Source organism: Candidatus Sarcina troglodytae, assembly GCF_015708635.1.
In the GTDB taxonomy this organism is placed as follows: Bacteria; Bacillota; Clostridia; order Clostridiales; family Clostridiaceae; genus Sarcina; species Sarcina ventriculi.
Window position 1 is genome coordinate 1,193,954 of the sequence record NZ_CP051754.1, and the last position, 26,867, is coordinate 1,220,820.

The following is a 26,867-nucleotide window of genomic DNA, read 5'->3' on the forward strand; positions in this document are numbered from 1 at the left end:
CAGTAAAAGTTATTTATAAAAATTAAAAATATATTACATGTCATAAAAAATAAAATTTATATAAGAGAAGGTAATTTAACATGAATATAGCTATTATAACAGGTGCCTCATCAGGACTTGGAAAAGAATTTTTAAAACAAATAGACTCCTATAACTTTGATGAAATATGGGTTATTGCTAGGCAAAGAGAAAAATTAGAAGCTCTAAGAGATATTGTACATACTAACCTTAAAATCATTCCATTGGATTTATCATTAAATTCTAGTTTCAAAATTTATGAAGAAGAACTTAAAAAAGAAAAACCTAATGTAAAGTTGCTTATAAATTGTGCTGGTTTCGGTAAATTTGGTAATTATTCAGAAATCCCTCTTGAGGATTCATTAAAAATGATAGATTTAAATTGTAAAGCATTAGTTTCTATGACTGAAAAGACTCTTCCATTTATGAATGAATTTTCTAAAATATTGCAAATATGCTCATCATCATCTTTTCAGCCACTTCCTTTTGCTAATGTGTATGCTTCCACTAAAGCATTTGTACTTAGTTATTCTAGAGCATTAAATTACGAATTAAGAGAAAGAAGAATTTTAGTTACTGCTGTGTGCCCTGGATGGGTTAGAACAAATTTTTTTGAGACTGCTAAAAAAACTAAAAACCCTAATGCCGTTAATAATTATGCCTTTATGTCAGATGCAAAAGATGTTGTAAAAAAGGCGCTTCGTGATATGAAAAAAAATAAATCAATATCTATTTACGGTGCTTTTAGTTTAAGTCAATTTGTAGGAACTAAATTTTTCCCTAAAGATTTTATAATGAATATTTGGGTTATGAGTCAAAACAAAAATAAGTAAACAATAAAAAGATGTTACTTTTAATATAAAAGCAACATCTTTAATCTTATCTTATCCTTATTTTAATAAACAACTTGCAATTCCTTTTCCATATTCAAATGCCTTTTTAAGTTCTTCTTCTGAAGGTTTAAAATTAACACTAAGGGATTCTAAAGGCATCTTCATTCTAAGTTCTTTAAGTCTAGACTCTATTCTTGGAACAGCTTCTCCACTCCAACCATAAGAACCAAATGCACCTGCTATTTTTCCACCGTGAATTACAGGGTTTAATCTTGCAAGTAATTCTCTAACTGGTTCTAAAAGTTCTGCTAAAATAGTTGGAGATCCAAATAAAATAGCATCAGATTGAACAATTTCATCTAAAAGTTTGTTTTGCTCAACACTTGTTATTTCATAAAGCTTAACATATATTTTTTCTAAATTACCATCTTTTATACCATCTACTATAGCTTCTGCTAACATTTTAGTATAACCATAAGCTGAAACATAAAAAACAGTAGCCTTTTTCATATCATTTTTAGGTTTTGGAGTGCTCCACTTTCTATATATTTCAATTATTTTTTTTGGATTTTCTCTTAAAATAGGTCCGTGTCCTGGACAAATCACATCTATATCCAAATTTTCTATCTTATTAATAGCTTTTAACACAAAAGGTTTAAATGGTGCTATTATGCAATTGAAGTAATGCTCAAGAGCCTCCATATAATTACTTTTATCCACTATTAAATCATCAAACATTTTGTCAAAACAGTAATGAGAACCAAATGAATCACATGTTATAAGAGTTTTATCTTCTTCAATATATGTATAAATTGTATCTGGCCAATGAAGTTGTGGAACCGAGAAAAATTTTAAAGTTTTATTTCCAAGAGATATACAATCCCCATCACAAACTTGAATAGATTCAAAATCTTTATTTACTATCCCTTTAACAAATTTTAAAGCCATAGGAGATGCAATTACTTTAGCCTTTGGAGCAAGTTCTAAAATCTTCCCTATAGAACCTGCATGATCTGGCTCAGTATGGCTAACTATTATATAATCAACTTTTTTTATATCAATATGTAAACTTTTTAATCTTTCTATGTATTCATCAAAAAATTCTTCCTTAACAGTCTCAAATATAGCTATTTTTTCACTTCCTTTTATAACATAAGAATTATAGCTAGTTCCGTATGGAGTTTTCATTATTATGTCAAAAACTTTTAAATTATGGTCTAACGCTCCAACCCAGTATATATCTTTTTTTACACTTAAATATTTCATCATTTTAAAAGGCAAAAAGCCCTTCACCTCTCTTTTCTTTAAGAATGTTGATATTTCTATTATTAAAAATTAAATAAATAATTATTATTAGGAAATAATGATTTTATATTAATATAATAACATTTTTATTATAATATTTTCAACATGTTAACAAAAGTTTAAAAAAATAAACACTAGTTAACTAGTGTTTATTATTCTATGTAATCTTTTATTTTATACTAAATTGTTTTATAACCAAATTCATCACAGATAAATTTTATAAAATCATTAAATACTTCTGTATTAGATATTTTCATATAGCCTTGTTCAAGTTCTTCTATTTTTACTATAGGTTTTTTATTATAAACATAATTTTTATCTCTATATTCCATGAAGTTTTCTAACCCAAATACTTCTTTAAAAGTTTTAGTATTTATAGTTAAATCTTTATATGGATTGTATCTCATAACATCAGTATACTCTATTTCATCATTTTTTAAAGTTTTTAAGTAATCTCCAATTCCATAATTGAAGTATTTATCTAATATAGAAAGTAATAAATATAAATGATTATCTCTTTCTAATTTTTGCATGGCAAGTGATGCACAAATATGAAGCTTTCTAGTTTTTAATTTCATTTCGTTATCTTGTTCTGGTTTTATAAATGAGTCAATTTTTAGTTCTTCAGTTATTTTTTGATATAATTTTTCAAGTTTTCTTTCATTTTCTAAAATTTTCATTTTTTTATAGTTCATATTATCCCGCCTTTATTTGCTATTTATGAATTTATTTTCCTTTGTATAAAATAACTTTTTTTCAATAAAATTAATTTTATTAATTAAAATATCTTATTATTTAATAAATGAATATTTTATAAATTTATTTTATCATATGTGTAATATTTTGTCGAACCAAATTTTTCATATAAATATGCAGAATGTAATTATTATAGTGTTTTTTAGTTATTTATTTTATAAATACTAATTTTTTTAGAAAAATGTAGTTATCAAATGGAATTTAAAATGTTAAACTTATAAAAACTAAAATTATTATGGTATAATTGTAAATGTTCTAAAAAGAACAGTAAATATAATAATGATTAGGAGATTTTTGAATATTATGATGTTAGTAAATGAAGAAAAATGTGTTGGTTGTGGTCTTTGTGTTAAAGATTGTTTGCTTGGTTGTATAAAAATTAAAGAAAATAAAGCTAAGATTCGCAATCTTACTTGCTTTAAATGTGGTCACTGTATAGCTGTTTGTCCTAAAAACGCTGTTTATTCTGATGAATATGATATGGAGGAAGTCAAGGAATATATTGAAGATAGTTTTAAGATAAATTCTGAAAATCTTCTAAACTTTATGAAATTTAGAAGAACAACTCGCCAATTTGATATTTCTAAAGAAGTAGAAGTTGAAAAATTTGAAAAAATAATTGAAGCTGGACGATATGCTCCAACTTCTAGCAATATGCAAAATGTTTCTTACATAGTAGTTAAAGAGAATATACAAAAATTAAGAGGACTTGCGCTTGAAACATTAAATAAACTTGGAGAAAATATTTTAAAGAGTGATAACCTTGAGCATAAAAAATATAAAGCTTATGCAAAAATGTGGATGAAAATGTATAATGATTTCAAATCTAATAAAGAAAATAGTGATAAATTATTATTTAACTCTAGCTCTTTAATATTTGTACTTTCTGATTCAGATGTTAATGCATCCTTAGCTTCTTCAAATATGGAACTTATGGCAAATTCTTTAGGTCTTGGTGCATTATATAGTGGTTTTTTAGTTTTTGCTGCAAAAAATAGTCAAGAAATTAGAGAATTTCTTGGTATTTCAGACTCTAACAAAATAGTAACATGCATGATTTTAGGATACCCTTCTGTGAAATACTTTAGAACTGTACCTAGAAATGGTGCAAATATTATTTGGAAATAAAAAAATAAGGCTAATTTAGCCTTATTTTTTTATTTAACAAAGGTAATATTTCTTAATTAAATTAACTATTTCTTTAGCTTCCTTCGCTTGTGACCTTGGGACTTTAAAACTTATAGGGGCTGAGTGATAGATTCCTTGTTGATTTACCACAGTATTCCCATCCACTCCTATTTTTATATCCACATCTAAATCAAAATTTCCTGCTGTTTCAAAAGAAATAGTTTTTATAGTTTTAGCAGGAAAAAATTTAACTTCAACCTTTTTACCTGTTATTCCTTGAACATCTATTATATATATGCCTAGATTAGTTAATATTATCGAATCTCTTATAAATTGATATGCCATTATAACATCTTCGTTGTCTAAGAGATAATCATCTATATAGTCTGTTTTAGTAGTTAAAGTAGCATTTCCAACTAATTTATCATATAATCCCATAATAAATCCTCCTAAAGTTATATTTACACGATTATACCATACTTATTTGTATAAATATATTATTATTTTTTAAATAAAAACACAGTATATTAAGATATACTGTGTTTTTGTCTTTAATCTAATTTAACTTCGTCTATATCAAGAAAATCTACCGTTGAATCATGAACATAAAATTCCTTTTCTTTATTTTCTTTTTTTCTTTTAACATAATCTTTTAATGCTTCTCCACCGCTTTCATACTCTGCTAAAAGGTTCATATCCTCTATAATCCTTTTTCCATTTTCTGATTTTGCTTTTATAACTTCTATAACAACCCATTTATATTTAGCGGTTTTAACAACTTCTTTCCAAGTCATATGTATCCTCCTAATTGTCAACTCTCTTTAATAATTCATAAAATATATTTTATAAACATAACACTTAATTATATTTATTAAAACATTTTATCATTATATAAAAAATACAATTTAATATCAAGTTATATGTATTATTTTTCCTGAACAAATAGTATTTTAAATATAAAATATACCTAATCATAACATGATATAATAAAAATAATTTATTATGATAAATCGTTAAAATATTGTATAAATATAAAATATTTTGGTTTTGCCCAAATATTTGTTTAATAAAATTAATAATAATGCATTCGATTTAATCTGTATATATTAACTTTCCTAATATAATTTGACTAAATAATCTTCAATAAAATTGAATATTTATTACTGTTATATTAAATAAATATTCATTATTAAGTATTGAATTTCTTTTTATGACATGATATTATTTTATTAATAATTTATAAAGAGAGGAAAATATTAATGGAAAATAATACAGATTTAGAGTTATTAGATAGCAATAACAACAAGACTAAGGTTTATAAAATAGGTTTTTGGTCATTTGTTGCTATGATTTTTATGACTGTATATAGTTTAGGTAATGGTCAACAGATTTATTATCAAATGGGTTATGCGGGAATAACGTATATCGTTATAGGTATTATTTTATTTTTTATACCTTATATGTTTATGGTATCTGAAATGAGCTCTGCTTTTAGTGAAGAAAAAGGTGGTATTTTTTCATGGATGACAAAATCAGTTGGATTAAAGTTTAGTACAACAGGAGCTTTTATTTGGTATATAGCAGCTATTATTTGGTGGTTTAGTTTAAGTTCTGTTGCCATTACTATATCAACTGCAATATTTGGTAAAGATATTTCTGAAACATGGCATCTATTTGGTTTAAGTAATACTGCAACAACTTCTTTAATTGGTGTTGTGTGGTTTTTAGCTGTAGTATTCTTTTGTCGTAAAGGTGTTAAATCAGTTTCATTTCTTGCAAATATGTCTATGTTAATTACAATAGTAATGCATGTTTTAATTCTAGGTGGAGGAATTTTAGTATTTTGTTTAAGTGGTTTTCATTTCCAACAATCGTTTGCCTTTAATGGGATTAAATCTTTATTTTATGGACCTAATCCAAGCTACGACAATGTATTTTCAGCATTAGGATTTTTAGTTTTTGCTATATTTATTTTAGGCGGTATGGAAAGTATAGGTGGACTTGTTGATAAAGTTAAAAATCCTAAAAAAACTGTTCCTAGAGCAATGATATTTATGGGAATAGTTATGGGAATATTATACATAGCTATTATAATTATAAGCGGTATGGTTTTAAATTGGAAAGATACTTTTGGAAGCCCTAATGTAAATTTATATAACTATCCTATATATATGATACAACAACAGTTTTATCTTTTAGGAACTCACCTTGGAATGTCTAATACAGCTTCAATAGCTCTTGGACAATGGGTAAATAGAATTACAAACTGGATAAGCCTTATTGCTATGATGAATCTTCCTTTAACTCTTTATTATCCAATAAAGCAAATATTTGAAGGAATGCCTGAAGGAATGCTTCCTAAGGTTGTAACTAAAAAGAATAAACATGGTTTTAATGCTAATGCTTTATATATACAAGCAGCTATTATAGTTGGTGGTATGCTTGCGATAGGATTTGGTGGAAACACAGCAAATACAGTATACAATAATTTAACATTTATGGTTACAGTAGGTACATCTGTTCCTTGGGCTTTTATAGTTTTTGCATACATAAAATTTAAATTAAACGATAATATAAAAAAAGAATATACGTTTTTCAACAAAAAAGTAGGTGTCATAGTGGGAACAATAACACTTATAACTTTAATAGGTGCCAATGGTTTTTCAATTGTACAACCCTTCCTTCAAGGTAATATTCAAGAAGGTATATGGATTGCAGCTGGACCTTTAATATTTGGTTTTATAGGTTTTATTCTTGCAGTATTATATCAAAGAAAACAAAAAAGAAATAATAAAAAATGATCTACTATATAGTAGATCATTTTTTATTATTATATGAAAATATTACATATTTTGATATAATAATCTCTGGATAAAACATACATGTTAATTATTTATTAAAATTTCGAGGTGATTATATAATTATGGGGCTATTTATAATACTATTTTCAACAGCAATAGTAGTATTAATTATTTCTTTAAGAAACAAAGCTAAAAATTTATTATTATTTAATCTTATAAAGTTATCTATAAATAATGTAAATAGAACATATTTAGATTTTTTTAAAGATAAATCATTTCTAATTACTCTTATTCAAGGATTTATTATAATATTTGCAGAAGTTAGCGCACTCATAAGTTTGAGTACAAGTATTTGGAGATATTTTTTTATATCAAGTAATGTTTTTTTTAATATTTCAATTAAAATGCTTTTAATAATATTTTTTATGCTTATAGTGCACTATTCCATCGGTTATATAGTCTATATATTAACTAGTATAAATAAGTTTTTATACAATGTAGAAGATAAAAACTTAAAAATTGATTTATTATTAAGTTATTTTATAATCAGTTCATATTCAACAGCTATTTTAATATTTCCAAAACAAATTTCTAAAATTTATTTAGTTGGTCTTTTAGGATGTTTTATATGTTATGCGTTAAATATTAAAATTCTTATTAGGATTATGAAAAACCCTAAAAATATTAAAAGCAAAAATCAAAATGATGTTAGTTTTACAAGAATAATTATAGCATCTATCATACTAATAATTATGATTATATTAAATTTATATTTGGCTGTAGTACTTATAAATAGTGGAAATCCACATGCTTTTACAAATAAACCTACTAATTTTGATTTATTTTATTTTACCTTAATAACATTTACTACTGTAGGTTATGGAGATATAATTCCTATTACAGGATTAGCTAAAATAGTTACAATGTTTATTGCAGTAACTAGTGTTATTTGTATAAGTATATTTATAAGTAGTATTTTATCTCATAAGGATTTATCTAACTAAAATTATTATATAAATTAAAGATACAAGTTTAAAAAAATATGTTATAATGATTAGTATAAAAAATAAACGATACGTTTTATTTGTCATTATTAACTATTAAGAAATAACAATAATATATAGGAGGATACTAATGAAAAATATATTAATAGTAAACATATCAGCTCATGGACATGTAAATCCAACAATAAAGCTAGTAAAAGATCTTATAAGCTTTGGAAATAAAGTTACATATTACTCAACTGAAGATTTTAGAGAAAAAATTGAAGGTGCTGGAGCCACTTTTAAATCTTATGAATATAAAGAAATCAAAGGAAAAGATGGTGGCAGAGGCGATGAAAAAACTCTTATAAGTAATATGGTGAATTTAGCAGATGCAGTTTTATCAGAAGTTTTAAAGGAAACACAAAAATTTGATTGCTTAATATATAATTCTGTATTATCAGTTGGAAAAAATATTGCTGAAAAATTAAACATAGAAAAAACCATAAGTTTTTATACTACATTTGCCTTTTCTAAAGATATGGTTAATATGTTTGCAAAAAATACTAATGCTTCTAACAATAACGTAGATTTTAGAAAAATGTTAGCGTCTTTCGAAGAAGCAACACAAGACATAAATAAAAAATATGATATCAAAGTTAAAAATATGATTGAAACTATGATAAATAGTGAAGCAGATTTAAATTTGGTATTTACATCTAAATATTATCAACCATTTGCACAAGAATTTGATGATAAATTTATTTTTGTTGGACCTTCTTTAACTGAAAGAACAGAACAAATTGATTTTAAATTAGAAAAAGATAAAGATAAGAAACTTATTTATATTTCTCTTGGAACTATAGATAATCAAAATTTAGATTTTTATAAAAAAACATTTGAAGCATATGGCTCAATGAAAGATGTACAAGTAGTTTTATCAGTTGGTAAAAAGACAAATATATCTGATTTAGGAGATATACCTCAAAATTTCAAGGTTTATAATTATGTACCTCAACTTGAAGTTTTAAAGAAAACAGATGTTTTTGTAACTCATGGTGGAATGAATAGTTCTAGTGAAGCTTTATATAATAACATACCTTTAGTTATAGTACCTCAATTTGGAGATCAGTTTATAGTTGGAAATAGAGTTGTTGAATTAGGAGCTGGAATTTTACTTCCTGCAAAAGATGCTACAGTTGCTAAATTACAAGAAGATATGAATTTATTATTAAATGATTCATCATACAAAGAAAATGCAATTAAACTTGGACAATCCCTTAGAACTGCTAGTTCTAATTCAACATCTATATATAAAACAATATAACTAGAAATAGTAAAAGAGGTATGAATTATTCATGCCTCTTTTTTTATATTTTTAGTTAATTTATAAAACAGATAATAAATCATATATTTTATATAAACTTTTACATTAACTATTTTTTTATTAATGATTTAATCATTATTTATTAAAAACTATTACAATTTAATAACAATAACTTATTTACTTAAATATAAATTATATATATATTATTTAAGTAGTACTGTTATTTGAAAATTTAATAATGTATACGCAAAGGAATAAATATTATGAAAGCAATAATGACTAAATTTAATATTGATAATAAAAATATATTTGCTAAAACTTTAATTTATATTTTAGGAATCATAATATTTTTTGGATATTGGAAATTTTTTGGTGTTAGTAATGCTATTATTGGATTTTTAATCGTAAACGCCGCAACAATGTTATTTCATAAGGATTTAACGACTAAACCATTAAGAAATGTATTAAAATTTCTTTTTATATATTTTTTTATTGGAATTTGTACATTTATATCAAGTTGCAATATTTATTTAGGTTTTTTTGTAAACTTTTTTTGTATATTCTTTATGGTTTATACTCTATTTTATGATTTTAAAACCACTATTTTACCACCATTTTTATTATGTTATTTAATTTTATTAAGGCATCCTGTTACAATGAATGAGTTACCTACAAGACTTTTATGTTTAGGTATAGGATCTTTATTTATAGTAGTTAGTCAACTTATTATAAATCATAATAGGTCAAAAAAAGCTTTAAGAGCTAACTTAATAGGATTAGTAAAAGAAATATCTTTAAAGATAGATGCGTTAATAAATAATAAAGATATTAGATATGATTATGTAAATGTTGAAAAATACATAGATAATATAGTAAATATTCTTAATGAAAGAAAAGATAGCCGTTTTTGTATGGAAAATATAGATAGCATAAGACTTAATTTTGCTCTTTATGTGGAAAGGCTTAATTATTCTTTAGATGAATTATATCATCCTGCTAACGATAAAATATATAAAAAATTTTTAAAAGATTTATCAACACTTATGGATAAAATAATTAGATTTATAGAAACTGAGGACGCTATTTACCTATTAATACTTGAAATAGATGAATTTACTGAAAAATATGAAACTTTTCTTAGTTTCAATTATTCAGCTTACGAACTTATTCAAAACATGTCCATGCTTAAATTTTCTTTATCTAATTTTGCAAAAGAAAAAGAAAATTGCAAATGTAAGTCTAAAATAAGTTATTTCATTCCAATACCTGATATGTCAATGTTTAAAAATATTTTAACATTAAATTTTAACTTTAAATCTTTAAAATTTACTTATGCTTTTAGACTGTCATTTTTAATTGCAGGTTCTTATTTTGTAGTAAAATTTTTAAATATACCATTTGGATATTGGATAACAATTACCTTATTTGCAGTTATTCAACCTTATACAGAAAATTCTAGGCAAAGATTTTTACTAAGATTTAGAGGAACAATCATTGGAATAATCATCTTTATGATAATAACTTTATTTGTACCTATTCTTTCTATAAAAATTGTTATATATTTATTATTATACTATATGTACTTATTCTTTAAAAATTATGATAATAAAATGGCATGCATAACCCCTATAGTTCTTGGAATATTTACATTGCTTGGTGATAATGCTTATGAAACTACCATTTATAGATTTATATATATGGCAATAGGAATCTTAATTGGATATTTAGGAACTAAATATTTATTTCCTTATAATACTTTAGATTCTTTAAAAAACTTTACAAAATCATATTTTAATTTAAGTAAAGATACCATAACTTATGCTTTTAATAATAAAATAGATGAGGAATTGTTTAAAGAATTAAATGATAGATTAATAAAGGGAAAACTTTATGAAGATAAAATATTATTAAATAACGGATCTAACAATGTTAAATATATAAAAGATTTTACATATAACCAGAGAATATTAATGAACAACATATATTTTCTATTTTATTCATTATATAAAACTCCTATAGATGATTCTGTATTAAACCAGTTTAAAAAAGAACTCAATGACATCTATAAAGTGAACTCAAGAGATTATATAGAATATGATGAAGAAACATTTTTAAAACAAATAAGAATAAAAAATAAAAATAATTTTAATAGTATTGATAGTTATCAAGGAAAATTAGTTTTAATAAATTTAAATAGAATTTATTCAAGACTCCAAATTTCAAAAGATTTAGGCGAAAGAATCAAAATAATAATTTTTACATTTTACAATTAACTTAAAAAGCAGTAAAGAATAAACTTTGCTGCTTTTTAAGTTAATATTTTAATTACTGTCTTAAATTTTATTAATTAATTAATAAAATAATTTATTTACATTAAGATGAAATAATTATTTTAATTAAAGGAAATCATATATATAATTATTTAAATATAACAAAGGATAATGATTTTATGAATATAATTAAAAATAAATTAAATATTGATACTAATAATGTAATTCCTAAAACTTTAATATATGTCTTAGGAATTGTGATGTTTTTTAGTTATTGGCACTTTTTTGGTGTTAGTAATGCTATTGTTGGTTTTTTAATAGTAAATGTATCTGCAATGCTCTTTCAAAAAGATTTAACTTCATCTCCATTTAAAAATATAATTAAGTTTTTGCTTATATATTTATTTATAGGTGTATTTTCATTTTTAGCAGCTTACAACATCTATATTGGTTTTTTTATAAACTTTTTTACTATATTTTTTATGGTTTATACATTATTTTATGATTTTAAAACAACTATTTTACCCCCATTTTTATTATCCTATTTAATTTTATTAAAGGATCCAGTATCTATCACAGCCCTTCCTGTAAGACTTTTAGGTTTAGCAATAGGAGCATTTTTTTTAATAGCTTCACAATTTATTTTAAACCACAACAGGTCAGAAAAAGATTTAAGAAATAATTTAATAGGATTAGTAAAAGAAATATCTTTAAAAATAGATGCTTTAATAAATAATAAAGATATTAGATATGACTATGTAAATGTTGAAAAATATATAGATAATATTGTAACTATAATTAATGAACGAAAGGATAATTTTTTCTACATGGGAAATATAGATAATATAAGACTTAATTTTGCTCTCTACGTAGAAAGACTTAATTATTCTTTAGATGAATTATATCATCCTGCTAATGATAAAATATATAAAAAGTTTTTAAAGGATTTAGAAAAAGTCATGAATAAAATCATTAAATTTATTGAAACAGAAGACGCAATTTTTTTATTAATGCTTGAAATAGATGAATTTACTGAAAAATACCAAAATGTTCTTAGTTCAAATTATTCAATTTATGAAATTATTCAAAATATGGCTATGCTTAAATTTTCTTTATCTAACTTTGAAAATGAAACTAAAAATCGTAAATTTAAAATAAGTAATTATATACCATTACCAAAATCACTAAAATTAAAAAATATTATGCATTTGAATTTAAATTTTAAATCTTTAAAATTTACTTATGCTTTTAGATTATCATTTTTAATTGCAGGTTCATACTTTGTAGTAAAATTTTTAAATATACCATTTGGATACTGGATAACAATTACCTTATTTGCAGTTATTCAACCATATGCTGAAAACTCTAAGCAAAGGTTTTTATTAAGGTTTAAAGGTACAATTATTGGCATAATAATATTTATGATAATAACATTTTTTATACCATATCTTCCAATAAGAGTTGCTATTTATTTATCCCTATATTACATATACCTATTTTTAAATCAATATGATAGTAAAGTAGCTTGTATTACTCCAATAGTTTTAGGGGTTTTTGTACTGCTTGGAGATAATGCTTATCAAACCACTTTTTATAGATTTATATATATGGCAATAGGAATTTTAATTGGATATTTAGGTACAAAATATTTATTTCCTTATAATACAATAGATTCATTAAAAAATTTTATAAAATCTTATATTAACTTAAGCGAAGAAACAATAACTTATGCTTTTAAGAAAAATATAGATGAAAACTTATTAAAAGAATTAAATAATAGATTGTTGCAAGGAAAACTTTATGAAGATAAAATAATGCTAAATAATAGTAATAATAATATTAAATATGTAAAAGATTTTGCATATAATCAAAGAATTTTAATGAACAACATATATTTTTTATTTTATTCGCTATATAAGACTCCTTTTGATGAAAAAGCGATAAATAAGTTTAAAAAACAACTTGAACATATGTATAAGACAAATTCAAGATATTATATAAATTATGATGAAGAAATATTTTTAAGGAAAGTAAAATCAATAAACAAAAATACAATTAATAAAGTAGAAAGTTTTGAGGGAAAATTAATTTTAATAAATTTATATAGAATTTATTCAAGATTCCAAATATCTAAAAACTTAGCTGAAAGAATTAATATAGTATTTTTTGTATTTTATGATTAATAAAAATGTAGCAAGAACAAACTTGCTACATTTTTAACTTTATATTATATTTAAACAATAAATAAAGGGCTAAAATAGTTATTATAATAGAAATTACAGATGCTATTACTTCAATTATTCCTCCTGTTTTAAACCTTGAAAATCTAAATACCTTTTTGCTAAAAGGATATAAAAATGGTACTCCACTTACAGTAAACATATCATATAAAATATGAATACCATATCCTAAGAACATGGCTAAAAGATATATAGGAACATATTCTAAAACCTTTTTATCAAAAAATAACACTAAAAAAAATCCGAACAAAAATCCAAGAGCAGATATTTTTTTAATTTTATTTTTTTTAACAATATGCGTGTATTTATTAAAACTATTTGCTATAAAAGCGATAGTTGATGATGCTATTGCTCCCCCTATAATACTCATACATATTTTCTCATAATAATTTATATTTCCAATCAGATAATTAATAGATAAATAACTTACAATTAAGCTTATAACTCCAAAAGTTATCCATCCTAATAAGGTATGTGTTATTCCTCTATGATGAGCAAATTCTCTTATTATTTTAGATAATGGTTTTATTTTTTTTGATATTATGCTATTTGGATGATCTAAATCTGGTAAAAGACTTCCAATAGCACCACCTATTATGGTTGTAATAGTAAATGTTGTTATATTGTTTATTGGGGTATTTAATGTTTTTTGTATAATAATAGGTGTTACAGAGCCTATCATTATACCACCTAATCTATGAGTTTTTCCTAACATTTAAAATTTTCTCCTTATTATTTATTTTTCATTTACGAGTATATTAATTAAGAATATTATAAAAATATCTTTATGTCAATTACTTTAATAATTTAAATAAAAATAAGACAGTCATATAAATATGACTGTCTTATTTTTATTTTTTATCTGGCTTTGAATAAGATAAATAATTTTTATATTTTTCCATAAGTTTAGGTAATTCTTCAATTTTGGGATTTGGTTTTAGAGCAATATTTTTAAGTTCATCACCATGTTCAAATTTTCCTGAAAGATATACATGTGCATGATAACTATCTTCTTTTGAAACTTCAAATATAACTTTATTATTTATAACATTTAAAGTTCCTTTAACACCACAAACAGCACATATTGCTGGATAATTTTTATCTTCATTTCTTATTTCTATTAATTTTGAATGACAAATAGGACATATTCCTTTTTTCCCTATATATTCTGGTCTTTCTTTTTCATCTGAAATCCTTCTGTCCTCTTGCTTTAATAACGTTTTAACTACATGCTCCCCTGATTTTCTAGCTCTTTTTATTATTTCATCTCTAAATAAAACACTTCCAGGAAGTCCAGTCCAGTTAACTAAAATTTTGTCCACTATATCCATATGAGTTGATATAACTGATAATTGCATCATAGGAAGAGCTAATGTATCCCATTCACTTCCTCCAACTGCAATAAGAGATGCTGATCTAGTTTTAAACGATCTTTCATCTACTGGCTTCCCACTAGTTATCCCCTTTTCCTCTCTCACTTTTTTAGAAATCATTCTAAATGCTACATCATGAGATGGTCCCATTCTATCTGCTAAAATTTTCAAAAGACCAGTTGGGCCTTTTTCATATATAGGTGAACCTAATATAAGTCCATCACATTCCATTATTTTTTCTTCAATAAATTTCAAATCATCTTTAATCACACAATCTCCAGAACTTGATTTTTCAAGCAAACTTACTACACAAGCATTACACCCAGTACAAGGCTTAAGATTTAAATCATTTAATCTTACAAGTTCAACTTCTGCTCCTAAATTTTCAGCTCCCATCAATGCTTCTTTTACTAAAATTTCCGTGTTACCTAATTTTCTTCCACAACTAATTCCCAAAACTTTCATATTTCATTTCTCCTATTATCTATCCATAGATTAACATAACCAAAACAACATTCAATATCATATATTATATATCTTGCAAGATATATAATATATGATATTATTATATCACTTATATTTATAAAAAAACAATATCATTTTAACTAAAATAACTCGATTCATCTTTTAAAACGAATCGAGTTATTTCTACTTTTTTAAATTTTTTATTCCACGAATAATAACCTTTCTTGCCCTAAAATTATTGCGTTCAAAAGCCTTCATAGCTTCAATTTCATTATTTTCTTTAACAGCTTGATATAAATCTAAAAAGTCTTTAATATACTCTCTTTTAAATTCCTCTTCATTTATAGATTCTTTTGCAAAAATAGTCCTCAAAATAGCTTGTTGAGCATACATAAGATTGGCACTTCCTATAAGTCTTGAATTATTAGCATGTTTATAAAAAACATTAGAAATATCTAAAATATATCTTGCAAACTGTTCTTTATCATTTGAATTTATTAGTTTATCTATATATATTTGAATTTCTTTTGAAATTTCTATATTATTTCCTTTTTGCATAGCATATCTAACTGCACCAGTTAAAAGAGCAAAACTAACTTCTTGGATTTCATATACATCTTTATCAGTTATATCTATAACTTTTGCCCCTATATTATTTTCATATTCTACAATTCCATCTTTTTGTAATCTATTTATAGCTTCTCTAACTGGAGTACTACTAACTCCAAATTTATCCTGAAGCTCACTAACATTTAATTTGCTCCCAAGTGGAATTATAAGTTCTATGATTTGCTTTTTTATTTCATCATATATTTGATCCACTAAAGATTGTTTTTTCAATATAGCCATATGCTCTCCTTTTATAAATTTTATTAAAATATCTATAATTATAATATCATAAATTATTTATTTAAATCTATAAAAAGATAGAGCCACATTAAGAAGTTTTAATGTGGCTCTATAATATTATTTATAAAATTTACCTGCTCTTATTTCATCGGTCATTCCTTCATAAGGTGCAACTGAAATTATAGATTCATCATTTTCTCCTACGTATTTTTTATATGTGATAGTTGAAAATTCAGGTACTACATATTTTGGATATGTATCATATTTTAATCTTGACTCCTCCATTACAGGGATAAAATCATTTTGGAAACAAACAGTTATTTCTGGATGTTCATGAACCCATTTAGGGAAGAATATAGTTCCATGAGTTCTATCTTCCTTTAACATAAAATCTAAACATACATCTGTTCCTGTTGGTTCAGTCCAAGAAATTTTATAAACACCATCAGTTAATTTTACTATATCAACCTTTTGATCTTTTACCCATCTACCAGCTACCATACCACTATGAATACGATAATCTATTGTAGTTTCATTTTTTACGTAAAGTTCATATTCCCATCCATTATCGTATGTATAAATAAATTGCATTCCTATAAAATCTTTCATCTTTATCTCTCCTTATTATATAAAATTAAACATGTTTGTATTTACATGTTTAATTTTATATCATTTATTATCTATTGTCAACAAATATCTAATACTATTCTTTACTTTATAAAAAAAAATGATACAATTATAAATGATTATACAGAAAGGAGATTTAATTACTCTTTTATGAGAACTTTAAAATACGCCATATTAGGATTAATAAATAGAAAACCGTTAACAGGTTATGATATAACAAAAGAATTTAATAATGGATTAGTTAATTTTTGGTATGCTAAGCATAGTCAAATTTATCCTGAATTAAAAAAATTAACAGATGAAGGTTTGATTTCTTATGAAATAATTATTCAAGGTGAAAAGCTTGAAAAAAAACTTTATACAATAACAGATAATGGACGAAAAGCTCTACAAAAATGGCTTGAAAAAGATGATCCATTAGAGCAGACACCTAAAGATATATTTAAACTTAAAGTTTATTTTTCTGATGAAATGGATACTAAAACTCTTTTAAAGCAATTTAATAGTTCTAAATCTAAGCATTTAGAAAAATTAGAATACTTAGAAATTTACATGGAAGAATTATCTAAAGATAAAAATATATCAAATTCATCATCTCATGGTTTTGGAGACTTTATAGTATTAAAAGGTGCAATAATGCGTGAAAAAACTTATATAGAATGGATTGATGATTGTATATCTATGATTACAACAAAATAAAGCTGTATAATTAAATTATACAGCTTTATTAATATTTATGTATTATATATGATTTGCAACTTCATAAGCATCCCAAATAGCATACATTATATTTGAAACTTTACGTGCATCACCTAAAAGATAAATATCTGAAAACTCAAATTCTAACTCTTTATATAATGAATTTTCTTCCTTGTATCCAACAGAAAGTATAACTGAGTCACAATTAATTTTTTCTATTCCGTTTTTATTTTCAATTTCTAAAACTCCATCTTTAAAGAATTTAGCTTTAGAATTTAATTTAACATCTATATTGTTAAAAGGAATTAATTTTTCTAACATTTCTTTATTTGCAGAACACAAAGGTCCATTAACAGCTAAAAGCTTATGTAGTGCCTCAATTATAGTTACCTTTTTACCCTTTTTAGCTAAATATAATGCAGTTTCACACCCTACAAGTCCTCCACCAATTATAACCGTATTACTTTTACAATCTTTTTTATCCATTAACACATCAGCTGCGGTAAATACTTTCTCATCATCCCCTAAAGAAAATACTCTTGGTATTGATCCTGTCGCTATTATCACAGAATCTGCATTAAAATTTAAAATTTCATTTTTTGTAATCTTTGAATTTAAATTAACTTTTACTCCTAATTCTTTTAAAGTATCGGTATACCAAGTAGCAAGTAAAATATCATCTTCTTTAAAATCCGGAGCTCCACCTGGAATTAAATTACCACCCAATCTATCTTCCTTTTCATAAAGAGTAACATCATGTCCTCTAAGAGCTAAAACTCTAGCAGCTTCACATCCTGCAACTCCCCCTCCAACAACTAGGACTTTTTTCTTTCTTGATACAGGGTTTAATGCATTAGCCCTTTCTTTACACGCTTGAGGATTTACTGCACAATTAAGCATTGAATAATGTTGAATTCTTCCCATACATCCCTCTTGACATGAAATACATGGTCTAATTGATTTAACTTTATTTCCTCTAAGTTTATTTACATAGTCAGGATCTGCAAGAAGTGGTCTTCCTAAACTTATAATATCACAAGTTTCATCTTCTATAGATTTTAATGCCATATCTGGATTGTCCATTCTTCCTGCACACAAAATTGGAACATCTACAATTTCTTTTATAAGTTTTGCAAATGATCTATAAAGTCCTTTTGCTTGATACATAGGAGGATGGCTCCACCACCATGAATCATATGAACCAACATCTATATCTAACGCATCATATCCATAAGATACTAAAAGTCTTGCAGCTTCTATACCCTCTTCTAAATCTCTTCCTTTTTCAATAAATTCTTCATCTGGAAGAGCACCATCTCTAAAATCTTTAATAAAGCTTTTTGGTGAATATCTTAAAGTTACTGGGAAATCATTTCCACATCTATTTTTAATTTCTTCAACTATTTCACGAGCAAATCTAAGTCTATTTTCCAAACTTCCACCATATTCATCAGTTCTTTTGTTAAAAAAAGAAATTGCAAATTGATCTATTAAATACCCTTCATGAACAGCATGAATTTGCACTCCATCAAATCCAGCCTTTTTAGCGTTAAATGCTCCATCACCAAATTTTTTAACTATAGACTTTATTTCATGTATCTCAAGTTCACGACAAGTTTTATCTAGCCATCTATGTTCAACTTCTGATGGAGCAATTGGTGGAAAATCACCAAGAACTTCTGGAATTGCAACTCTACCAAAACCACCTGACATTTGAAGAAACACTTTTGCATTATATGCATGTATTCTTTCTGTCATTTCCCTTGCTGTTCTAATAAATTGAATTGGATTAAGAGTTGAACATGGTAAATTTGCCATGGCGTGTTTTTCAATTTCATTATCCACAAAAGTTACTCCTGTGATAATAAGTCCAGTTCCTCCTTTAGCTCTTTCAGTATAATAATCAATTCCTCTTTGATTAAATCCACCGTCACTATCTCCAAGTCCAAGAGGTCCCATAGGAGCCATAGCAAAACGATTTTTTATCTCACAATTACCAATTTTTATCGGCTCAAATAATTTTCTATATTTATTCATAAACCCTCCTAAAAAATATTTACTAAATTCTTAATAATCTTAACACAAGTAAATAAACATTATTTATAATATTAAAATTTAATTAAGATAAATATATTATATATATCAAAATAAAACATGTCAATACAAACATGTTTTATTTTAGGTGTTTTGAATTCATATAAATAAAAAAACACAGAATATTTATTCTGTGTTTTTTTATTTATATTTAACTATTTTCAACTAACTTTATGCTTACATCTCCACTTATGGTTAATTTAGTTCCATTTGGAAGGTTTATATCTCTATATTCCTTATATGCTCCATTATTATCGCTTGATATTTCACCATCAACTCCTCCTGTATACATATTAGATGATGAAATGTTTCCGTTACCACTTACAGCTATAATATTATATTTTCCACCTTTAAAATCTTGTCCTGCAACATAAACTCCACTAGATAACACACTAGAATTAGATAAACTTTTATTATTCATAGTTGCAGTTGGTGAACTACTCATATAGTTAATCTTAGGTTGAGTAGCTGTGATTATTGTTGCTACAATTCCCATAACAATAATAATTCCTATAATTATCGTTAAAAATTTCACCACTTCTGCTCTTTTACTTTTTAATTCACTCATATTACTTTCCCTCTTTTTAATTAAGATAGCGTATTCATAATATAAATTTTACCACATTAGTCCATGTTTTTATATAAATAACATGTATATTTTTGTAAACATTTTGTTATGTAAAAGTTAATTTTTTGTTAATTTAAAGTTATTTTTATTTTTTATTATCATTTACGAGTATTTTATATAAGACTATATATTATAATTAAAATTATAAATAAAAATAACTTATATAGATAATATTCTATGTATATAAGTTATTTTCCTGATATTTTTCTTATTTTAATAGATAATTATCTATTTATTATATAAAAACAAATATTAATAAGTTTAAATTTTCAAAATATAAGCTATCTAAACCCATTCCACAGCATAAACCAACACTTGTTCATCATCTTGAATATTATTTAAAAAATGATTATAAAGTTGATTCAACATAAACTTTACTATTAATTCAATAAAATTTAAAAGTGTTGTACATTCTTTTTCCTTTCTTTAATTAAAATATATAATAGTTATCTAAAATAAAAGGCAAGCATATAAATATATCAATATGCTTGCCTAAATTTAATATCATAACTTATTCATTATTTGTTGCATTAAAATTTTTCTACGTTCCATATAAAATTCATTAAAGTTTTTAATATCATATGATGTATTCAAAGGTATATAATTATCTGCTATATATTTTTGCTTATCTACACCCTTATTTTCAACAATATCTAACCAAGTCTTAAATTCTGTTTTATTTTTACTTTGATTATCTCTTTCCTCTAAAAGTTGTAAATTAGGCAATCTATCCTTTTTATCTCTCCATGTAACAATCTCATCTTTAGATAAATTTAATTCCTTTAGCTTTGCATTAGTAAAAAAGCTATCTGGATGAATGTGATCTTGATGAAATTTAACTTGTCCATATCTAAGTTGTGGATATAATAAAGATAATATCATAAAAGAATATGCTCCTTTTTTATAATTTAAAATTTCATCAAGATCGTCTTTCGTTATTTTTAATTGCTTAAAACTTCGTAATTCAAATTCATTTGCTAAATCATCAAAATTAAACTTTCTATTTTTTATTATCTGACTATTTTTTAATGCCTCCCTAATATGGCTTATTACAGTATCACTTTGACCTCCGTATATTTTTTTTACTAAAGAATGTATCAAATATCTTTTTATTTCTTGTTTATTAGTATCATCATAACAACCACCGTTTATTAAATAATATGCAATTGGAATTACAGCATTATTAGATGTTAAGTTCTCATAGCTAAATCCAAAATCTGATATAATTTCAAAAGTCTTTTCTAATGAATCTTTAATATTATCCCAATTATCTTTTATTTTTATAATATTTGATTCTTTAAATCCTTCAACTTTAAAAATAACTGGTAGGTCACATAACACTAGACATGCTCTCATAATAAAGTCAGAATTAACCTTAAATCCATCACCTTTTTTATTTAATGTTGTAATTAATTTATCTATTTCATCTCTCCCCTCTTGCCAATGAGCTATTATTGTAGAAAATAATAAATCACTTCTTGAAAGTATAGTTCCAGCACTATTAACCCTTATAAATATATCAAGTATCTTATCTAATTCTTGTTCTTTTATCTCAAAATAGCTTATTAAATAATCTTGAACAATCCTTTGATGAAGTATTCTTATAGTCTTTTTTATATGTTTTTTTATATCTTTATCATTAAGTATAATCTTAATATTATCATTTGTGCTTTCTATAAGTTCATCATAATAATCATCTATCTCAGGATCGTTCCCCCACTCTAGTATCTTTCTCACATCAAACCATAGTACATTTACATCGATACAATTTGATTCCTCAATAGTTAAAAACTTAAATTCATACTCATTATCTTCATTATTAGTCCTTCCAAGTAAATTAAGATATAATTTTCTAATCGGAAATGCCTTATCATTATTCCAGCTAAAATAAGCTTTTTTATAAGCATAGGTTCCTTGTAATGCTATATACATTGAACTAATTCTTTGTTGCCCATCTAAAACTCCTATTATATTTTTTCTAAGTTCCGGTCTTGGACTTATTTCATTTTTATTATTATCTCTTTCATGATAATTTTGTATAAACTTATAAAACGTATATTTATTTACGTTATTCTCTTCTAAATCCCAAAACAAAAATGTTCCTATCGGATAGCCTCTCATTATAGAATCAAATAATTTTTCAATTTGATGTGGCTTCCACACAAATTTTCTTTGTATTGCAGGTAAATATATTTTATTTTCATTTATCATTTCAATAATATTTTTTATAGTATAAGTTTTATATGCCATAGTTCCCCTCTTAACAATTAATTATATATATTGGTAAAATTTATTTTATTATAATTTATCATATTTATCTTTTATTTTCAATATTTTACATTATATATAAAAAAGGAGAATTAAATTTAATTCTCCTTTTAAACAGCAATAAAACTTATTTTTAATAACTTAAATAATTCCTAATGAAAGGTTTTAGGAATAAATTCATCTCCCTTTGCTTTAGGTTCTCCAAAAACTGCTTTTGTGCTTTCTTCAATAGGATTATGATTTATGTGTTTTTTTCGTATTTTTTTATTTTTCATACTAACACCTCCAAACACTTATATCATGTCCTAAAAAAATAATAAAAAAACTATAAATTTTAATACTTTAAAACTATAAAATTTCTTTTTTGTTATTATTTTCATCCTCATTTTTATCAAAGTCTTTATAATCTACATCTATAATAGTACCATTAAAAGAATTTTCATCTTCTTTTGAATTTCTTTCATTATAATAATTTGTTCCATATAAATTATCCTTTTTTGTTTTATTTTTATTTAATAATGGCTTTACATATTTAAAATATATAAACAAACAAACTCCAACTATTATAGCATATGGTAATATAAACCATACCAATTTAAAAATTAAAATTAAAATTATAATAGAAATAATTAAGCTTATAGCTCTTCCCATAAACATATCATCCTTTTAAGTATAAATATTGTAATTTTTTAATCTTTTTTGTATTTATAAAAAATTTATATATTCTTTTTTATTATTATAACAGTAAAACACGAAAAGAAAAAGTATCAGTAATAATTATTATAAAAAATACACATTAATAAATATAGTTAATAAAATTTAAACAATAAATTAAGGAGGTTATAGCAAAACAATATTTAATTTTGCTTAAATTTTTATGAAAAAGCTTTTATTATTTTTTACGTGTATAATAATGTTACTATGTATTCCGTTTTCTACTTGTATAGCTCAAGATATTGATAATAATAAAAATGAATCTAATTGCGACAATAAAAAGATAGTGTACCTAACTTTTGATGATGGTCCTGGCGGAAAAGTTACAACTCAAGTTTTAGATACATTAAAAAAAGAAAATGTTAAAGCAACCTTTTTTGTAGTTGGTGAACTTGTTGAAACAAATCCCGACATAATAAAAAGAATGTATGAAGAAGGTCACAGTATTGGTCTTCATACATATAGCCATAAAAAAAGTATTTATAACAATGAAGAAGCTTTCTTAGCTGAAAATTTAAAAACAAAGCAACTAATTTACGATTTAACTGGGTATGAATCTAATATACTTAGATTTCCTTTTGGGTGTAATAACTCATACTACCATTTAACTAATAGTATGCTAAATAAATTGCATTCAAATAACATTAATATTTATGATTGGAATGTTGATACAACAGACGGGATGAATCCTAAACTAGAACCTTACAAAATAGCAGAAAAGGCTAAAAGTGATAAAGATGTTGCTATGATTTTAATGCACACAGGATATGCTAACAAAAATAGTGCAGATGCCCTACCTTTAGTTATAAAATTTTATAAAGAAAAGGGTTATGAATTTCAAACTATAACCCATGACACACCAGAACTATACAAAATTAAATCAAAATAAATAAATTATATAATTTATAAGCCAATCATAGACTCTACTATTTTTTTAGAAAGAGATGGTATTAAATATTTTTCATCTCTTTCTATATCTAAAATATCATGGTTTATTCTCACAATAATACAGGGCATAATCGTATTTTTTATCTTATAAACATCGGAATACCAAACTCCTAAATCCAAAAAACCTAAATTAGTAATAGAATTTATTATTTTTTTAGAAATTTTTTCCTCTTTAAAACAATTTTCACCTACAAAGCATTTAATCCCTTTATAAGTAGTATTGTTAAATTCTAAAGACAAGTGAATATTAGATGAAATTTCATTAATATTTTTTACCTTATAAAATATACAATCTCCAAAAGATAAAAATTCTCTTTTCCATGGGGTACAATCCATTGTATTAAATCCACATTCCTTAAAATATCCAATTATAGATATAACAATTTTATTCAAAAATTGCTTTTTTAAATTAACCATATACTCTGTAATATCTTTTGATAATATTCCAACGTCAATACTTATTAAGGAACCATCTTTTAAGTACATATTATTATTTCCTCCTATGTTAATTGTATTATTAACTTAATAAGCAGTAGAATTATTTTATATATAATATGTACTTGGCTTTAAAATTGTTAAATCAAATACAACTCCTACTTTATTTAGTAATATTTCTATCATATATGGTAGGAAATATATTAAACATTTTATTTTCAAGTTCTATTATATCTTTCTCTGAAATATCTAAGTTACCATTTAACCATTCAAGCATTAAATTAAAATGTCCATTAGAGTAAACTATATACAATGCTTCTAAATATTTTTCATCTAATTCTGGATTTATACGTTTCCATTTGTTTATACATATGCTTTTCCCAATGTCCTTAACCTTTTTAAAAAATTCTTTATCATTATAATTTTTAGCTAAAATTAAATACAACTTTTTATTCTCTTTTATTTTTTCTAATATATGTTTGGTGTCTGTAAAACTTTCACATTCATCTAATTCATGCTTTTTAACATCTTCTTTTATTTCATTAAATATTTCATCTTCTATCTTTTTCAATAAATCATATATATTATCATAATAGTTATAAAAGGTACTTCTATTAATTTCAGCTCTTTTGCAAAGAGATGATACCGTTATCTTGTTTATATCCATATCTTCTAACATATCTACTAATGTATTTTTTATAATTTTTTTTGTAATTTTAACTCTCTGATTATCTTTTTTATTAGCCATATTTCTCCTTTAATTCAACAAAAAGATTTAAATTGTTTGTTTAATAACAATTTTATAAAATATTGATGATTGAAACTTAATTTAAATAATTTTATAATAAAAAAAACAATAAATCAACACAGTGTTTATTTAATTTTACATAAATATAATTAAAAGGAGAAATTTTTATGTCAAGAGGATTATTTTTAATTTTACCAGGTCACGGTCATGTTAACCCTACCATCGGCTTGGTTAATGAACTTGTAAATAAAGGTGATGAAATAATATATATTACAGCCGAGGAATTTAGAGACAAGCTAGAAAAAGTTGGAGCTAAATTTTTAGGATATGAATTAGAAGATGGTTCTTTAAAGTTTAACCCAAATGAAATTAATAAATCAATGCAAGACCTTAATAACTCTGCTACTTTAATGGAAAAATTCATGGAAACTAGTAAAAAAACATTGGAACTTATTTTCACTTTAACTGGCGAATTTGATTATTTGGTTATAGATCATTTTCTTTTATTAAATACAGATCTTTTCGCAAGTAAATTTAATATAAAAAAAATAATAAGTTCTGTAACTACATTTGCTTTGAATGAAAAACTAATGGATGATATGTTTAATTTAATGATGTCTACACTTACTAAAAGTGGTGCTACGATTCCTCAAGATATTAAAGAAAATATGGCAGGCATACGAGAAGCTTTTTTAAATAAGAAATGCGATTTAAAAATAGTATTCACCTCTAAATATTATCAACCTTACGGAGATGAGTTTGATGATTCCTTTAAATTTGTAGGTCCATCTATTTTTGATAGAAAGGAGTTAGTAGATTTTAAAATAGAAAAAACTAACAATAAAAAACTTATCTTAGCCTCTCTTGGAACTGTTGCAAATGAAAATCAAGTATTTTATAAAAACTGCTTTGAAGCTTTAGGTAGTAGAAATGATATAGATGTTATAATGTCTATTGGAAAGAGAATTAATATTAATGATTTAGGAGAAATACCAAAAAACTTTAAAGTTTATAATTATGTCCCACAACTTGAGGTCTTAAAACATGTTGATTTATTTATAACTCATGGTGGAATGAATAGTTCAAGTGAAGGGCTATATAATGATGTCCCTTTAATTGTTGTTCCTCAGTTTGGTGACCAACCAATAGTTGCAAATAGAGTAGCAAATCTTAAAGCTGGACTTGCTTTAATCGGAGATGAAAACTTAACTCCATCTGCTATATCTAAAGCTGTTGATAAAATTTTATCTTGTAATTTATACAAAGAAAATGCTCAAAAAATTGGTAAATCCTTAAGGGAACTTAATGGATATGAAGAAGCAGCTAATTTAATTAAAAAAATCTTATTATAATATTAA

25 protein-coding genes are annotated in these 26,867 nt (G+C 24.3%); 10 read left to right on the forward strand and 15 right to left on the reverse strand.

From position 1 onward, the window contains the following. The first annotated feature begins 80 nt into the window (after positions 1–80). Positions 81–851: an SDR family NAD(P)-dependent oxidoreductase gene (locus tag HH195_RS05340; protein WP_196371845.1), complete on the forward strand. Its 771-nt coding sequence runs from the start codon at positions 81–83 to the stop codon at positions 849–851. A 57-nt stretch (positions 852–908) separates the two neighbouring features. Here the strand turns inward: HH195_RS05340 and HH195_RS05345 are convergent, their stop codons facing one another. Together HH195_RS05345 and HH195_RS05350 are read right to left on the reverse strand one after the other, a co-directional pair. After that, a complete protein-coding gene (locus HH195_RS05345) occupies positions 909–2,120 on the reverse strand; it encodes an FprA family A-type flavoprotein (protein WP_243278550.1) in 1,212 nt (403 codons plus the stop codon). A 215-nt stretch (positions 2,121–2,335) separates the two neighbouring features. Next, positions 2,336–2,851 (reverse strand): hypothetical protein, encoded by a 516-nt coding sequence (locus HH195_RS05350; RefSeq protein WP_196371846.1) that lies wholly within the window; start codon positions 2,849–2,851, stop codon positions 2,336–2,338. Positions 2,852–3,215: 364 nt separating this feature from the next. On the opposite strand from HH195_RS05350, the gene HH195_RS05355 reads away from it, so the two are divergent. After that, entirely contained in the window at positions 3,216–4,040 is an 825-nt protein-coding gene (locus HH195_RS05355; RefSeq protein ID WP_196371847.1) for a nitroreductase family protein, read from the forward strand. Between the two features lie 33 nt (positions 4,041–4,073). On the opposite strand, the gene HH195_RS05360 is transcribed toward HH195_RS05355, so the two are convergent. Both HH195_RS05360 and HH195_RS05365 read right to left on the reverse strand, forming a co-directional pair. After that, positions 4,074–4,478 carry a PH domain-containing protein gene (locus HH195_RS05360; RefSeq protein ID WP_055257391.1) on the reverse strand — a complete coding sequence of 135 codons (405 nt, stop codon included), beginning with the start codon at positions 4,476–4,478 and terminating at the stop codon, positions 4,074–4,076. A gap of 113 nt (positions 4,479–4,591) precedes the next feature. After that, a complete protein-coding gene (locus HH195_RS05365) occupies positions 4,592–4,834 on the reverse strand; it encodes a hypothetical protein (protein WP_196371848.1) in 243 nt (80 codons plus the stop codon). Between the two features lie 465 nt (positions 4,835–5,299). Here HH195_RS05365 and yjeM point away from each other — a divergent pair, with 465 nt between their 5' ends. The 5 genes from yjeM to HH195_RS05390 all read left to right on the forward strand — a co-directional run bounded on the left by yjeM (position 5,300) and on the right by HH195_RS05390 (position 13,604). After that, a complete protein-coding gene (yjeM, locus tag HH195_RS05370; protein WP_196371849.1) occupies positions 5,300–6,841 on the forward strand; it encodes a glutamate/gamma-aminobutyrate family transporter YjeM in 1,542 nt (513 codons plus the stop codon). 122 nt (positions 6,842–6,963) lie between these two features. Beyond that, positions 6,964–7,845 carry a potassium channel family protein gene (locus tag HH195_RS05375; protein WP_058992528.1) on the forward strand — a complete coding sequence of 294 codons (882 nt, stop codon included), beginning with the start codon at positions 6,964–6,966 and terminating at the stop codon, positions 7,843–7,845. Between the two features lie 130 nt (positions 7,846–7,975). After that, positions 7,976–9,151 carry a macrolide family glycosyltransferase gene (locus HH195_RS05380; protein ID WP_055257387.1) on the forward strand — a complete coding sequence of 392 codons (1,176 nt, stop codon included), beginning with the start codon at positions 7,976–7,978 and terminating at the stop codon, positions 9,149–9,151. A 263-nt stretch (positions 9,152–9,414) separates the two neighbouring features. After that, positions 9,415–11,424, forward strand: coding sequence for an FUSC family protein (locus HH195_RS05385; protein WP_196371850.1), 2,010 nt, complete (start codon positions 9,415–9,417; stop codon positions 11,422–11,424). 176 nt (positions 11,425–11,600) lie between these two features. Continuing rightward, a complete protein-coding gene (locus HH195_RS05390; RefSeq protein ID WP_196371851.1) occupies positions 11,601–13,604 on the forward strand; it encodes an FUSC family protein in 2,004 nt (667 codons plus the stop codon). Positions 13,605–13,629: 25 nt separating this feature from the next. On the opposite strand, the gene HH195_RS05395 is transcribed toward HH195_RS05390, so the two are convergent. The 4 genes from HH195_RS05395 to HH195_RS05410 all read right to left on the reverse strand — a co-directional run bounded on the left by HH195_RS05395 (position 13,630) and on the right by HH195_RS05410 (position 16,957). Beyond that, positions 13,630–14,376, reverse strand: a complete 747-nt coding sequence (locus HH195_RS05395) for a metal-dependent hydrolase (protein ID WP_196371852.1) — start codon at positions 14,374–14,376, stop codon at positions 13,630–13,632. A 136-nt stretch (positions 14,377–14,512) separates the two neighbouring features. After that, complete coding sequence (locus HH195_RS05400) at positions 14,513–15,499, reverse strand: flavodoxin family protein (RefSeq protein WP_196371853.1); 987 nt, start codon at positions 15,497–15,499, stop codon at positions 14,513–14,515. 183 nt (positions 15,500–15,682) lie between these two features. Then, complete coding sequence (locus HH195_RS05405) at positions 15,683–16,348, reverse strand: GntR family transcriptional regulator (RefSeq protein WP_196371854.1); 666 nt, start codon at positions 16,346–16,348, stop codon at positions 15,683–15,685. Positions 16,349–16,465: 117 nt separating this feature from the next. Then, positions 16,466–16,957, reverse strand: a complete 492-nt coding sequence (locus HH195_RS05410; RefSeq protein WP_196371855.1) for a phenolic acid decarboxylase — start codon at positions 16,955–16,957, stop codon at positions 16,466–16,468. A 168-nt stretch (positions 16,958–17,125) separates the two neighbouring features. Between HH195_RS05410 and HH195_RS05415 the strand changes: the two genes are divergently transcribed. Continuing rightward, positions 17,126–17,674 carry a PadR family transcriptional regulator gene (locus HH195_RS05415; protein ID WP_055257379.1) on the forward strand — a complete coding sequence of 183 codons (549 nt, stop codon included), beginning with the start codon at positions 17,126–17,128 and terminating at the stop codon, positions 17,672–17,674. Positions 17,675–17,716: 42 nt separating this feature from the next. On the opposite strand, the gene HH195_RS05420 is transcribed toward HH195_RS05415, so the two are convergent. The 5 genes from HH195_RS05420 to HH195_RS05435 all read right to left on the reverse strand — a co-directional run bounded on the left by HH195_RS05420 (position 17,717) and on the right by HH195_RS05435 (position 23,315). Next, positions 17,717–19,711, reverse strand: a complete 1,995-nt coding sequence (locus HH195_RS05420) for an FAD-dependent oxidoreductase (protein WP_196371856.1) — start codon at positions 19,709–19,711, stop codon at positions 17,717–17,719. A gap of 208 nt (positions 19,712–19,919) precedes the next feature. Next, positions 19,920–20,336 carry a hypothetical protein gene (locus HH195_RS05425; protein WP_196371857.1) on the reverse strand — a complete coding sequence of 139 codons (417 nt, stop codon included), beginning with the start codon at positions 20,334–20,336 and terminating at the stop codon, positions 19,920–19,922. 564 nt (positions 20,337–20,900) lie between these two features. After that, positions 20,901–22,646: a DUF262 domain-containing protein gene (locus tag HH195_RS05430; protein WP_196371858.1), complete on the reverse strand. Its 1,746-nt coding sequence runs from the start codon at positions 22,644–22,646 to the stop codon at positions 20,901–20,903. A 170-nt stretch (positions 22,647–22,816) separates the two neighbouring features. Next, on the reverse strand, positions 22,817–22,939 hold the full coding sequence (locus HH195_RS12655) for a CPC_1213 family protein (RefSeq protein WP_256437750.1): 123 nt from the start codon (positions 22,937–22,939) through the stop codon (positions 22,817–22,819). Positions 22,940–23,012: 73 nt separating this feature from the next. Continuing rightward, a complete protein-coding gene (locus tag HH195_RS05435) occupies positions 23,013–23,315 on the reverse strand; it encodes a hypothetical protein (RefSeq protein ID WP_196371859.1) in 303 nt (100 codons plus the stop codon). A gap of 226 nt (positions 23,316–23,541) precedes the next feature. On the opposite strand from HH195_RS05435, the gene HH195_RS05440 reads away from it, so the two are divergent. After that, the gene (locus tag HH195_RS05440) at positions 23,542–24,267 is read left to right on the forward strand and encodes a polysaccharide deacetylase family protein (protein WP_055257375.1); all 726 of its coding nucleotides are present in this window, start codon (positions 23,542–23,544) and stop codon (positions 24,265–24,267) included. 14 nt (positions 24,268–24,281) lie between these two features. Here the strand turns inward: HH195_RS05440 and HH195_RS05445 are convergent, their stop codons facing one another. Together HH195_RS05445 and HH195_RS05450 are read right to left on the reverse strand one after the other, a co-directional pair. Beyond that, the gene (locus HH195_RS05445) at positions 24,282–24,812 is read right to left on the reverse strand and encodes a hypothetical protein (RefSeq protein WP_196370054.1); all 531 of its coding nucleotides are present in this window, start codon (positions 24,810–24,812) and stop codon (positions 24,282–24,284) included. 112 nt (positions 24,813–24,924) lie between these two features. Next, on the reverse strand, positions 24,925–25,509 hold the full coding sequence (locus tag HH195_RS05450) for a TetR/AcrR family transcriptional regulator (RefSeq protein WP_196370056.1): 585 nt from the start codon (positions 25,507–25,509) through the stop codon (positions 24,925–24,927). Between the two features lie 167 nt (positions 25,510–25,676). On the opposite strand from HH195_RS05450, the gene HH195_RS05455 reads away from it, so the two are divergent. After that, entirely contained in the window at positions 25,677–26,861 is a 1,185-nt protein-coding gene (locus HH195_RS05455) for a macrolide family glycosyltransferase (protein ID WP_196370058.1), read from the forward strand. Positions 26,862–26,867: the final 6 nt, after the last annotated feature.